The organism is Streptomyces sp. P3 (genome assembly GCF_003032475.1).
Lineage (GTDB): Bacteria > Actinomycetota > Actinomycetes > Streptomycetales > Streptomycetaceae > Streptomyces.
This window is the reverse complement of record NZ_CP028369.1, coordinates 7,497,401-7,510,244: the sequence shown is the minus strand read 5'-3', so window position 1 is coordinate 7,510,244 and position 12,844 is coordinate 7,497,401. Positions and strand designations below refer to the sequence as shown.

9 protein-coding genes are annotated in these 12,844 nt (G+C 72.5%); 6 read left to right on the top strand and 3 right to left on the bottom strand.

Annotation, left to right across the window (positions count from 1 at the left end):
• Window positions 1-25: 25 nt before the first annotated feature.
• Window positions 26-2,548 carry a SpoIIE family protein phosphatase gene (locus tag C6376_RS33120; protein ID WP_107446717.1) on the bottom strand — a complete coding sequence of 841 codons (2,523 nt, stop codon included), beginning with the start codon at window positions 2,546-2,548 and terminating at the stop codon, window positions 26-28.
• Between the two features lie 530 nt (window positions 2,549-3,078).
• Window positions 3,079-3,522, bottom strand: coding sequence for an SRPBCC family protein (locus C6376_RS33115; RefSeq protein WP_107446716.1), 444 nt, complete (start codon window positions 3,520-3,522; stop codon window positions 3,079-3,081).
• A 218-nt stretch (window positions 3,523-3,740) separates the two neighbouring features.
• On the opposite strand from C6376_RS33115, the gene C6376_RS33110 reads away from it, so the two are divergent.
• From C6376_RS33110 to C6376_RS33100, 3 genes are all read left to right on the top strand, one after another.
• The gene (locus C6376_RS33110; RefSeq protein WP_107446715.1) at window positions 3,741-4,793 is read left to right on the top strand and encodes an Rv2578c family radical SAM protein; all 1,053 of its coding nucleotides are present in this window, start codon (window positions 3,741-3,743) and stop codon (window positions 4,791-4,793) included.
• 135 nt (window positions 4,794-4,928) lie between these two features.
• The gene (locus C6376_RS33105) at window positions 4,929-6,512 is read left to right on the top strand and encodes an alpha/beta hydrolase (protein WP_107446714.1); all 1,584 of its coding nucleotides are present in this window, start codon (window positions 4,929-4,931) and stop codon (window positions 6,510-6,512) included.
• A gap of 169 nt (window positions 6,513-6,681) precedes the next feature.
• Window positions 6,682-7,224, top strand: coding sequence for a GNAT family N-acetyltransferase (locus C6376_RS33100; protein ID WP_107446713.1), 543 nt, complete (start codon window positions 6,682-6,684; stop codon window positions 7,222-7,224).
• A 64-nt stretch (window positions 7,225-7,288) separates the two neighbouring features.
• On the opposite strand, the gene C6376_RS33095 is transcribed toward C6376_RS33100, so the two are convergent.
• Window positions 7,289-7,864 carry an adenylosuccinate lyase gene (locus C6376_RS33095; protein WP_107446712.1) on the bottom strand — a complete coding sequence of 192 codons (576 nt, stop codon included), beginning with the start codon at window positions 7,862-7,864 and terminating at the stop codon, window positions 7,289-7,291.
• 387 nt (window positions 7,865-8,251) lie between these two features.
• Between C6376_RS33095 and C6376_RS33090 the strand changes: the two genes are divergently transcribed.
• From C6376_RS33090 to ccrA, 3 genes are all read left to right on the top strand, one after another.
• Window positions 8,252-10,057, top strand: a complete 1,806-nt coding sequence (locus C6376_RS33090) for a 3-hydroxyacyl-CoA dehydrogenase family protein (RefSeq protein ID WP_107446711.1) — start codon at window positions 8,252-8,254, stop codon at window positions 10,055-10,057.
• Between the two features lie 136 nt (window positions 10,058-10,193).
• Window positions 10,194-11,006 (top strand): TetR family transcriptional regulator, encoded by an 813-nt coding sequence (locus C6376_RS33085; RefSeq protein WP_216825698.1) that lies wholly within the window; start codon window positions 10,194-10,196, stop codon window positions 11,004-11,006.
• A gap of 489 nt (window positions 11,007-11,495) precedes the next feature.
• On the top strand, window positions 11,496-12,833 hold the full coding sequence (gene ccrA, locus C6376_RS33080) for a crotonyl-CoA carboxylase/reductase (RefSeq protein WP_107449335.1): 1,338 nt from the start codon (window positions 11,496-11,498) through the stop codon (window positions 12,831-12,833).
• Window positions 12,834-12,844 lie beyond the last annotated feature (11 nt).

Here is a 12,844-nt window from a genome sequence, read left to right as displayed (position 1 = left end):
CCCCGGCGTGGGGCCGTGCCGGGGTTCAGCGCCGCGGCAGCGCCAGTTCGAACCACACGGACTTCCCCGAGCGGGTACGGCTGGCGCCCCACTCGCGGGCCAGCGTGCTCACCACGCGCAGTCCGCGCCCGACCTCGTCGCCGGGACCGGCGCTCAGCAGGGTGGGCAGCTCGTGATCGTCGTCGTCGACCTCGCACAGCAGGGTGTCGCCGCGGACCAGACGCACGGTCACGGGGCTGCGCCGGGAGTGCCGTACGGCGTTGGTGACGAGCTCGCTCACCAGGAGTTCGGCGGTGCCGGCCGCCTCGCCGAGCCCCCAGTCGTGCAGCTGCTCGCGGACCGCCGCCCGCGCCCGGCCGACCTCCGCCGGGTCCGGGGGGAACCGCCGTTCGGCGACGTCCCGCGGTGCGATGCCGCCCAGTCGGGCCATCAGCAGGGCGACGTCGTCCTTGCGGCCGCCCCGGGTGTTGAGGGCGCGGATGATGGTGTCGCAGGCGTCGTCCATCGAGGCGGCCGGATGGGCGGCGGACTCGCACAGGGTCGCCAGACCGACGCCGATGTCCTCGCCCCGCATCTCCACGAGCCCGTCGGTGCACATCACCAGCCGGTCGCCCGGCGCCACGGGCACCCGCACCGCCTCGAAGGGCACGCCGCCGACGCCGATGGGCGCGCCGGTGGGCAGTTCGAGGAGTTCACTGCGGCCGTCGGCGGCGCGCACCAGCACGGGCGGGATGTGGCCCGCGTTGGCGAGGTGCAGTTCGCCGGCGATCGGGTCGTACACGGCGTACAGACAGGTCGCGAGATAGCCGTCGCCCAGCCGCTGGGCCAGGTCGTCGAGGTTGCGCAGCAGTTGGGCGGGCGGCAGGTCCAGGGCGGCCATGGTCTGCACGGCGGTGCGCAACTGGCCCATCATGGCGGCCGAGTTGAGGCCGTGGCCCATGACGTCGCCGACGACGAGGGCGGTGCGGGCGCCGTGCAGCTTCACCGAGTCGAACCAGTCACCGCCGACCCGCCCCAGCAGGGTGCCCGGCAGATAACGGGTGGCGATGTCGCAACCCGCCATCCGGCGCGGGATGTGCGGCAGCATGCTGTCCTGGAGGGTCTCGGCGACGGACTCCTGGTAGGTGTACATGCGGGCGTTGTCGAGCACGAGGCCGGCGCGGGCGGCGAGTTCGGCGCCGGTGACCCGGTCCATGTCGTTGAACTCGACGCGCTCGGGGTGGCGCAGCAGGATCATGAAACCGAGGACGACGTTGCGCGCCTTCAGCGGGACGACCAGCATGGAGCGGCCGGTGATGAGGGGCCGGATGTCGCGCTTGTCGAACTGCGAGGCGATGGCGTGGCCCATCTGCTCGCTGATGCGCGGCACGAGAACCGGCTCGCCCGTGGTCATGCACTGGAAGAACGGGGTGTGCGCGGGGAACGGCATGGCCTCGCCGACGGGCACGACATCGTCCCAGCGGCCGGGTTCGTCGGTGTGCTCGAGGGCGACCCGGTGCCACATGGTGGTCGTGTCCGGCACACCCTCGGGGAAGCCCTCACCGGCGACGACCTGTTCGCGCAGATAGGTGCCGGCCACGTCGGTGAAGCGCGGCACGACGGCTCTGCTGACCTCGACGATGGTGCGGGAGAGATCGAGGGAGGTGCCGATCCGCCCGCTGACCTCGTTGAGGAACTCCAGACGCTCACGGACGGCGAGGTACTCGAGGTCGTCGCCCTCGTCGGCCGCGTGGTCGGGTATCGGCCGCCCTTCGGCGGCGGCGCGGGCGGCGTGCTCGCGGCGCTCTCTTCGCTCGACGCGCCAAGCCACCCCCCAGTCGGGAGTCACGGGCACCCGTTCGTTCTGGCTGAACTCCAGCACGGGATAGCCGAGTTCGAGGATCTGACCGACGATGCGGGCGCTCTCGCCGACGCTCATGCTGGGCAGGATCTCGGGCAGCCGGCGGGCGAGATCCGCCGCGCCGGGGAAGTCGGTGTGCACGGCGAAGCCGGGCGCGACGCGTTCCACGGCCAGGGCGTCCGCCGGTTCCGTCCGGCGCAGGACCGCCGCGTCGGCGGCCAGCACCAGCAGCCGTTCCGTCCCCGGCCCGGCCAGCGGGTAGGCCCACCAGAGCACGTCGACGCGGTCCCGCTCGGGCACGGTCAGCCGGGCCCGGCCGGCCGCCGGGTAGCCGAGTCCGCGGTCCAGGGAGGAGTCCAGTCCGGGTCCGAGACCGTCGTAGGCGCCGTACTCGCTGTAGGCGCCGCCCGGGAAGTCGCCGTAGGGCAGGTCGTCGTCGGGTTCGGGGAGCGCGCCGGCGACGGGCAGCAGATCGATCGCCGGGCGGCCGATCGCCTCGTCCTTGCCGACGCCGAAGAGCCGGCGTGCGCCGGTGCTCCAGTGGGAGACGAGACCTTCGCGGTCCACCACGACCACGGCCAGCGGGACGCGCCCGGCGTCCACGGGCAGGTCGCCCTGCGGCCGTGCGCGCTCCCCTCCCGCCCGGTCCGCCGTCTCCCCGCCGGCTCCGCGGCTGAAAGGCGCGTCCCTCTCGGTGCCACGGTCCATGGCCCAGGCCCTCTCTCCCCAGAGCTGTGCAAGATCTGTCCCGCAGCACCACCGTACGGCCACGCCCGTGGGCATGTGCGGCAATGACGGAATTGGTTTCCCCCCGGGTACGCCGGGGTACGCCGCAGGTCGCGTGGCCGCCCGGAGCGGGCTCAGCCCTCGTGACCGGACCGCGGATCGCGTTCCGGTCGGCCGCCGTCGGCCGCCCGGAGGACGGTGACGACCGGCGGACGGTGGCGACCGGCGGAGGACCGGCGGCGGCGACGGCACGCCCGCGGCGGGAGAGGCCGCCGGAGCGGAGGACGCCGCCCCCACCCGTGGTGGGCGTGTCCACGACGTCGCCGGCCGCGTCGAGGAGGATCACCCGCACGTCCTCGACGCGGCGGGCGGAGGAGCCTGTGCAGGGGACGCGGCGGTGCGGCGGTCAGGGCACCCTTCACCGGAGTGGTCCCGCTCATGTGCCCGGTCACCGGGAGCACCACGGCGACCGCTGACCGTCGTCAACGCGCCGTGGGCGCAGGCGCGTTGGGCTACTTCTCGACCTCGGCGGCGAGGTTGGCGAGGATCGCGTCGTAGATGCGGCCGAGGCCCTTGGGGGCGAAGGTCCGCTCGAAGAAGCCGCCGATGCCGCCGGCGCCGTCCCAGGTGGTGGTGACCACGACGCGGGACCTGCCCTCGCCGGCCGGGGTGACGCGCCAGACGGTGACCATCGAGGAGTTGCGGTCCTTCTCGACGAGTTCGCCGTCGGTCGGTTCGGTGACCTCCAGGAGGCAGTCCCGCACGCGCTTGCTGGTGGCCTGGAGCTTCCAGTGGACGAGACTGCCCTCGCCGTCGCCGCCCTCGCGCACCTCGTACTCGCTGAAGTGCTCGGGCAGCAGCCTCGCGCGCGTGCCGCTGTAGTCGGCGATCGTGTCGAACACCTTCTCCGGGTCTGCCGCGACGACCCGCTCGGTGGTGGCCTCGACCTGCGCCATGGGGTTCCTCCAGGTCCGTGTTGCTCAGGGTTGCTCAGGGTTGCTCAGGAATTCGGGGTTCCTCGACTGCGGGGCAAGCCAACCACCCCGGTCCTCGGCCGCCCAAATCGGGGGTCCGGCAGCGATCGCGGGGCGATCGAAAAGGGCCGCCGAACGCCCCTCGCACGATCATGGGAACACATGTTCTATTGTGGGATCAGTGCTACCGAGGAGGCGTCATGCGCTGGGAGAACCTCACCGCGGAGACCGACACAACCCGCCACGACCGGCCGGCCGACGCCGCGCTGTTCGGTGCGGACGCGGTCACGACCAGGACGTTCGACACGCCCGAGTTCGCCGGCATCACCTTCCACGAGATCCGGGCCCGCACGATCCTCAACCGGGTACCGGGCGCCTCCCGGATGCCGTTCGAGTGGACGGTGAACCCCTACCGGGGCTGCACGCACGCGTGCGTGTACTGCTTCGCCCGCAAGACGCACGGCTATCTCGACCTCGACACCGGGACCGGCTTCGACACCCAGATCGTCGTCAAGGTCAACGCGCCGGAGCTGCTGCGCCGCCAGCTGGCCTCGCCCCGCTGGCACGGCGAGCACGTGGCGATGGGCACGAACGTCGACTGCTACCAGCGCGCGGAGGGCCGCTATCGGCTGATGCCGGGCATCCTGGCCGCCCTGCGCGACCGGGCGAACCCCTACTCGATCCTGACCAAGGGCACCCTGATCCTGCGCGACCTGGACCTGCTGAGGCAGTCCGCCGAGGTCGGCGAGGTCGGCGTGTCGGTCTCCGTCGGCTTCACCGACACCGAGCTGTGGCGCACGGTGGAGCCGGGCGCCCCGGCACCGGCGCGGCGTCTGGACGTGGTGCGCACCCTCACCGAGCACGGCATCGGCTGCGGCGTGCTGATGGCGCCCGTCATCCCCTTCCTGGGCGACGAACCGGCCCAACTGCGCGCCACCGTGCGGGCGATCGCGGCCGCCGGGGCCACCTCCGTCACCCCGCTCGCGCTGCACCTGCGCCCCGGCGCCCGCGAGTGGTTCATGGCCTGGCTCGGGCAGCACCACCCCCACCTGGTGCGCCGCTACGAACGGCTCTACGCGGACGGCTCCTACGCCCCGAAGTGGTACCAGCGGCGGATCACCCGCCAGGTCCACGAGTTGGCCGAGGAGTACGGCATCGGACCCACGCGCGCGGGGATGCCCCGCCGGGTACCGCAGCCCGGGCCGGCCGAGGAGCCCACCGGCTCCGGGCCGACCCAACTGACGCTGATCTGAGCGCGTTCGAGCGCATCCGGCGACCCGAACGGGTGGGCCGAGGCCGGAACAGGTTCATCGGGACGGACTTTCCGGGACGATCCGGCAGGGGCCGTGACCTGCGCGGTCCGACCACCTCCGTCCTGGGAGCCCTCCATGAACCCACGCGCAGCCGCGCTGTGCGCCGCCGTCGCCGTCGTGGCCGCGACCATCACGGCCGTGCCCGCCGGCGCGAGCCCGTCGCACCCCTCGGCTCCCGCGCCCGGCCCCGCGGCGAAGCTCGCCTGGAAGGGCTGCAGCACCACCGACCAGCCCAGGCTCCAGTGCGCCTCGCTGAAGGTGCCGCTCGACCACGCGCGGCCCGGCGGGAAACAGATCACGCTGGCGCTGTCCCGCGTCCCGCACACCGCGAGGACGTACCAGGGGCCGCTGCTGGTCAACCCGGGCGGCCCCGGGGGCCGGGGGCTGAGCCTCGCGGGCTTCGTCGCCTCGGCGCTGCCCAAGGCGGTGTCGGCACAGTACGACGTCATCGGCTTCGACCCGCGCGGGGTGGGCCGGAGCACGCCGGCCCTGAACTGCAGGCCGGGCCACTTCGCCGCCGTCCGACCGGACTCGGTGCCGCTCACCTGGGCGATCGAGCGGGCCAACCTGACGCGCGCCCGGTCCTTCGCCGAGGCCTGCGCCGCGAAGTACGCCGACGTGCTGCCGTACATCGACACGCTCGGCGCGGTCCACGACATGGACGCGATCCGTGAGGCGGTGGGCGCACCGCGGCTGAACTACTTCGGCTACTCGTACGGCACCTACCTCGGCGCGGTGTACGCCAGGCTGTACCCGGAGCGGGTGCGGCGGCTGGTCCTGGACTCGGTCGTGGACCCGACCGGCGTCTGGTACGAGGACAACCTCACACAGGACCTGGCCTTCAACGACCGCCATCGCGCCCTGATGGCCTGGATCGCCAAGCACGACACGGCCTACCGGCTGGGCTCCGACCCCGCCGAGGTCGAGACGAAGTGGTACGCCATGCGGGCGGCCCTCGGGAAGAAGCCGGCCGACGGCACGGTGGGCGCCTCGGAGCTGGAGGACACCTTCCTGCCCGGCGGCTACTACAACGGCTACTGGCCCCACCTGGCCGAGGCGTTCGCCGCCTACGCGAACGACAGGAACACCGGCCCGCTGGTCAAGGCGTACAAGACCCTCGCGGCCGTGGACGCCGCCGGGGACAACGGCTACAGCGTGTACACCTCGGTGCAGTGCCGTGACGCCTCCTGGCCGAACGACTGGAACCGGTGGCGCGCGGACAACTGGTCGGTGTACACGAAGGCGCCCTTCATGACGTGGAACAACGCCTGGTACAACGCGCCGTGCGCCTTCTGGCCCACCCGGCCGCGGGGCCCGGTGAACGTGACCAACGGCTCGCTGCCGCCGGTCCTGCTGTTCCAGGCGACGAACGACGCGGCCACGCCCTTCGAGGGCGGCGCGACGGTCCACGCGCTGTTGCGCGGCTCCAGCCTCGTGGTCGAGGAGGGCGGCGGCAACCACGGCATCACGCTGAGCGGCAACGCCTGCCTGGACAAGCATCTCGCGGCGTACCTGGCGGACGGCACGGTGCCGCGCGGGAGCGGCGAGGCCGACGCGGTCTGCGCGGCACAGCCCGACCCCGAGCCGCTGAGCTCGAAGGTCACGCAGTCCTCGGCCCGCGGCTCCACCCTGCACGGGCTGCTGGGCTTCCGGGGCTGAGCGGTCCGCCCCGACCCGTCGGGGGCGTTGTCGGACCCGTGGTCCACCATGGACGCATGAGCGCACCGATCAGGATGTCCGCCCCCGCCGGGGTCGCCCCGGCGGCCCCCGCCGGGCCGTTGCGCCCGGAGTCCCCGACGCGGGTCGGGGCGCCGGCGGGGGCGGTCCGATGAGCTTCCCGATCGCCGTACGGGACATGCGGCTCGGCGACGTCGACCGGGTCTCCGAGATCCGGGTCCGCGGCTGGCAGAGCGCCTACCGGGGCCTGCTCCCCGATGCCCACCTGGACGGACTGAGCGTCGCCGAGGACGCCGAGCAGCGCCGCGCCCTCTTCGCACGGAGCGCCGCCGCCGTGGTGAGCCTGGTCGCCGAACAGGACGGCACGGTGGTCGGCTGGGCCGCCCACGGCCCCTGCCGTGACGGCGAAGTGCGTACGGCGGACGCGGAGTTGTACGCGATCTACGTGGACCCGGGGCGCCTCGGCAGGGGCGTCGGACACGCCCTGCTCCAGGAGTCGGTACGACGGGCCGGAGCCCTCGGGCACTCCCGTATGTACCTCTGGGTGCTCAAGGGGAACATCGCGGCCCGCCGCTTCTACGAGCGTGCGGGGTTCCAGGCGGACGGCGCAGAGGAGGCCTTCGAGGTGGACGGGGTCGCGGCGCCCGAGGTGCGCTACCGCGGAGACCTCCCGGCCGGTCCTCGCACCGGCTGACCCGCCCGCGCGGCCCGGGTCCGCCGGGTCCGGGTCCGCCGGGTCCGGGTCCCGGTCCGGGTGCTCACCGCTGCCGGGGGATGCGCGCCAGCGCGTGCACGGCCGCCTCGGCGAGGACCGGGTGGGCGAGCGCGTCGTTCAGCACCGGCCGGGCACGGCCGTCGCCCAGTGTGCCGAGCCCCTCCACACAGGCGAGCGCCACCCGCCGGTAGGGGTCGTGCGGCCGCAGCCGCCGCCGCAGCGTCGTGATCAGCGCGGGCACGGCCTCGGGCGCGCGCAGTTCCACCAGCAGCCGGACGGGCTGCAGGGCGTACGCCACACGCAGCTCGTTGGTGGCCAGGGCGGCGGCCGCACGGGCGGTGCGCGGGTCGTCGAGGCGGGCCAGCGCGTGCGCGGCGCAGACGCAGCGCGCCGGGTCCCGGTGGTTGAGCAGCAGGACGAGCGCCTCGAAGGCGCGGCGGTCCCCGGCCACCCCCAGCCGGAACGCGGCCAGTTCGCGGGCCCACAGCGGCTGTCCCGGCTCGATGAGCACCTGCGCCAGTGCGTCGTGGTCGGCGGTGGCGTTGAGCCGCTCGTAGAGTGCCGTGCCTCCCGACTCCCGCCGTAAGCGCTCCGTGAGCGATCGCAACTCTTCGTCCATATGGCCGAGCCTAGGTGTTCGTCCCGGAAGGGAGGTGCATCACAGCCAAGGGGCTGGCGCGCTCGTTACCCACGGGTTAAGCTCATTCGAGCGAGTCACCCACTCGCAGCACCTCCTCGTGGCGGCCTGGTGACGCAGTCGCCGCGAGATGTCGGTTCGGTACCGCGTGTACCGCTGTACGACCCGGCCACGGGACAGGGCCGGTCGGAACTCCTGTTCGTCATGGGGCGTGTGCACGCCCGCAATGACGGCACCGGGCGTGTGCGCATGCAGCCCGGCACCACACCCGCACTCCCTTTTCTCCGCACCCGGTGCGCCCGGCCCTCTCGAGGCTCCCCGGCGCACCGGGGGCGTTCCCAGTCGTCACCTCATTCCTGGAGTCCCGCGATGGCCGCTCCCCTGTCCGACACCCCTCTGTCCCCGCTCCAGACGATCGCCGTCATCGGTCTGGGCACCATGGGCTCCGGCATCGCCGAGGTCCTGGCCACGGCCGGCCGCGACGTGATCGGCGTCGACGTCAGCGAGGCCCAGACCGCAGCCGCCGTCGCCGCGCTGGAGGCCTCCACCGCCCGCTCCGTGCGGCGCGGGCGGCTCACCGAGCAGGAGCGCACGGACGTCCTGGCCCGGGTCCGCGTCTCCACCGACCTGCGCACCGCGGCCGACGCCGACCTCGTGATCGAGGTGGCGCCGGAGTCGTACGAGGTCAAGCAGCAGATCTTCCGCGAGCTGGACGGGATCGTGCGTCCCGGGACCATCCTCGCCACCGGCACCAACGCGCTCTCCGTGACCCGCCTCGCCGCCGACTCGGCCCACCCGGAGCGGGTGCTGGGCCTGCACTTCTTCAACCCGGCGCCGGCCATGAAGCTGATCGAGGTCGTCTCCTCGGTGCTGACCGCCCCGGCCGCCGTCACCGCCGTCACCGACCTCGCGCTCGACCTGGGCAAGGAGCCCGTCGCGGTCGGCGACCGGCCCGGCTTCGTCGCCGACGGACTGCTGTTCGGCTACCTCAACCAGGCCGCCGCGATGTACGAGGCCCGGTACGCCTCCCGTGAGGACATCGACGCGGCGATGCGGCTCGGCTGCGGCCTGCCGATGGGCCCGCTGGCGCTGCTGGACCTCATCGGCGTCGACACCGCCCGTACGGTCCTGGAGGCCATGTACGCCGAGTCCCACGACCGTCTGCACGCCCCCGCACCGATCCTCAAGCAGCTCAGCGAGGCCGGCCTGACGGGCCGTAAGTCGGGCCGCGGCTTCTACACCTACGAGACCCCGGGCGGCGCGACGGTCGTCCCGGACGCGCTGACCCCGCTGTCGGACGGGGCCGGGGCGGCGGGACGCGTGGTCTCCTCGGTCGGCGTCGCCGGCTCCGGCACCATGGCCTCCGGCATCGCCGAGGTCTTCGCCAAGGCCGGTTACGACGTCGTCCTCGCCGCCCGCAGCGAGGAGAAGGCGCAGACCGCCAAGGCCCGGATCGGCAAGTCGCTCGCGCGTTCCGTCGACAAGGGCCGGCTGACCGCCGAGGCCGCCGCGCAGATCCTGGACCGGATCACCCCGGCCGGCTCCTACGACGCGTTCGCCGACGTCGACCTGGCGCTGGAGGCGGTCGCCGAGGACCTCGAGGTCAAGCAGCAGCTCTTCGCGACTCTGGACAAGGTGTGCAAGCCCGGCGCGGTCCTCGCCACGACGACCTCCTCGCTGCCGGTCGTCGCCTGCGCCCGGGCCACTTCGCGCCCGCAGGACGTGATCGGGATGCACTTCTTCAACCCGGCGCCCGCGATGAAGCTGGTCGAGGTCGTGCGCACGGTGCTGACGGCCGAGGACGTCCACGCGACGGTCCACGAGGTGTGCGCGCGGATCAAGAAGCACGCCGTCGACTGCGGGGACCGGGCGGGCTTCATCGTGAACGCGCTGCTCTTCCCGTACCTCAACAACGCGATCAAGATGGTGCAGGACCACTACGCGACCCTGGACGACATCGACGCCGCGATGAAGCTGGGCGGCGGGTATCCGATGGGCCCCTTCGAGCTGCTGGACGTCGTCGGGCTCGACGTCTCGCTCGCGATCGAGAAGGTCCTGCACCGCGAGTTCCGCGACCCGGGACTGGCGCCGGCGCCACTGCTGGAGCACCTGGTGGCCGCGGGCTGCCTCGGCCGCAAGACCGGCCGCGGCTTCCGCGAATATGCCCGCCGCTGAGGGCGCCGGCGACTGGTTCTGGGCGCCGAAGGACTGGGGCGGCCTGCTCGGCCCCACCGGAGCACCCCCGCCCGCCGAGGGCGGGGGAAGCCCCGGACAGGCGCACCGAGCTGCGCACATGCAGTACGTTCGGGTCATGTCCCAGCCCGCCAGGTCCTCACGTACACCAGCCACGCCCGACGCGCCGGAGAGCGCCGCAGGCGGCCGCGCGGCCGCCCAGCGGCTCAAGATGCGCCGAGAACTGGCGGCCGCGGCCATGGAGCTGTTCTCGACCAAGGGGTACGAGGCGACCACCGTCGACGAGATCGCCGCGGCGGCCGGGGTCGCCCGCCGCACCTTCTTCCGTCACTTCCGCTCGAAGGAAGAGGCGATCTTCCCCGACCACGACGACACCCTGATCCGGGCCGAGGCCGTGCTGAACGCGGCTCCCGCGCACGAGCACCCGCTGGACACGGTGTGCCGGGGCATCAAGGAGGTCATGCGCATGTACGCGGCGCGGCCGGAGATCTCGGTCGCCCGCTACAAGCTCACGCGCGAGGTGCCCACCCTGCGCGAGGCCGAGATCGCGTCGGTGGCCCGCTACGAGCGGCTGTTCACCCGCTATCTCCTCGGCCATTTCGACGAGCACGCGCACGACGACGACGCCAACGACGACCCGCTGCTCGCCGAGGTCGCCGCCTCCGCCGTGGTCACCGCCCACAACCACGTCCTGCGGCGCTGGCTGAGGGCCGGCGGCCAGGGCGACGTCGAGAGCCAGCTCGACCACGCCTTCGCCATCGTGCGCAAGACGTTCGGGACGGGCATCGGCGCCGGCCGGGGCGCCGCCGCCCCGCAGCCAGCCGCGGCGGCGGTCTCCTCCGCGGGCGAGGTGCTGGTCACCGTCGCCCGGACCGACGCGTCGCTGGACGAGGTCATGCGCACCATCGAGCAGGCGCTCAAGGAGCGCTGAGCCCCCTCCGCGTCGGTTCCGCGTCCGACTCGCGGCCCCTCCACGGTCCCTCGCGGCCCCTCCACGGTCCCTCGCGGTCCCTTCGCGCTGTGATGACGGCCACCCCTCCGGGTGGCCGTTTTGGCATGTCAGAGCACCTTTTCGCGCGGAATTACGCGCGCGTTCGATCGATCATCGCTCATTTGTTACGTAAAGATTTCAGCTGAGAGGAAGTTCTGGCACTCAGTGCCTTGCGAGGTGACACGCGGTGTCATACGTTGAAGATGTCCGGGCGGCCGGCGTGCAGAGACCACACGTACGCCGGCTGTCCCCGCAACCCTCATGGATTGCGCGCCCGGACGCCTGCGTCACAGGCAACCTCCCGCGCCACAAAGCGCTGCCGAACCACACCGCCGAACCGACGGCACTTCCCCGAACCCTCAGCAGCACCGACGTACACCCCAGCGCCCCTCCCTCAGGGCGCTCACCGCCGGAGGCAACACCGTGACCATGAACAAGATCCTGGACGCGATCCAGTCGCCGGAGTCCACGCCGGACGACTTCGCCGCTCTGCCGCTCCCCGAGTCCTACCGCGCGATCACCGTGCACAAGGACGAGACGGAGATGTTCGCGGGCCTGGAGACCCGCGACAAGGACCCGCGCAAGTCGATCCACCTGGACGAGGTGGCCCTGCCCGAGCTCGGACCGGGCGAGGCCCTGGTGGCCGTCATGGCCTCCTCGGTCAACTACAACTCCGTGTGGACCTCGATCTTCGAGCCGGTCTCGACGTTCTCCTTCCTGGAGCGCTACGGCCGCCTCAGCGAGCTCACCAAGCGGCACGACCTGCCATACCACATCATCGGCTCCGACCTCGCGGGCGTCGTGCTGCGCACCGGCCCGGGCGTCAACGCCTGGAGGCCGGGCGACGAGGTCGTCGCGCACTGTCTCTCCGTCGAGCTGGAGTCCTCGGACGGCCACAACGACACGATGCTCGACCCCGAGCAGCGCATCTGGGGCTTCGAGACCAACTTCGGCGGCCTGGCGGAGATCGCCCTGGTCAAGTCCAACCAGCTGATGCCGAAGCCGGACCACCTGTCGTGGGAGGAGGCGGCGGCCCCCGGCCTCGTCAACTCCACCGCCTACCGGCAACTGGTCTCCCGCAACGGCGCCGGCATGAAGCAGGGCGACAACGTCCTGATCTGGGGCGCCAGCGGCGGACTCGGCAGCTACGCCACGCAGTTCGCGCTGGCCGGCGGCGCCAACCCGATCTGCGTCGTCTCCTCGCCGCAGAAGGCCGAGATCTGCCGGGCCATGGGCGCCGAGGCGATCATCGACCGCACCGCCGAGGACTACCGGTTCTGGAAGGACGAGAACACCCAGGACCCCAAGGAGTGGAAGCGCTTCGGCAAGCGCATCCGCGAACTCACCGGCGGCGAGGACATCGACATCGTCTTCGAACACCCCGGCCGTGAGACCTTCGGCGCCTCCGTGTACGTCACCCGCAAGGGCGGCACCATCACCACCTGCGCCTCGACCTCGGGCTACATGCACCAGTACGACAACCGCTACCTGTGGATGTCACTGAAGCGGATCATCGGCTCGCACTTCGCCAACTACCGCGAGGCCTGGGAGGCCAACCGGCTGGTCGCGAAGGGCAGGATCCACCCGACGCTGTCGAAGGTCTACTCCCTGGAGGAGACCGGCCAGGCCGCCTACGACGTGCACCGCAACCTCCACCAGGGCAAGGTCGGCGTCCTCGCGCTGGCCCCCCAGGAGGGGCTGGGCGTGCGCGACGAGGCCAAGCGCGCCCAGCACATCGACGCCATCAACCGCTTCCGCAACATCTGAGACACCCGGGG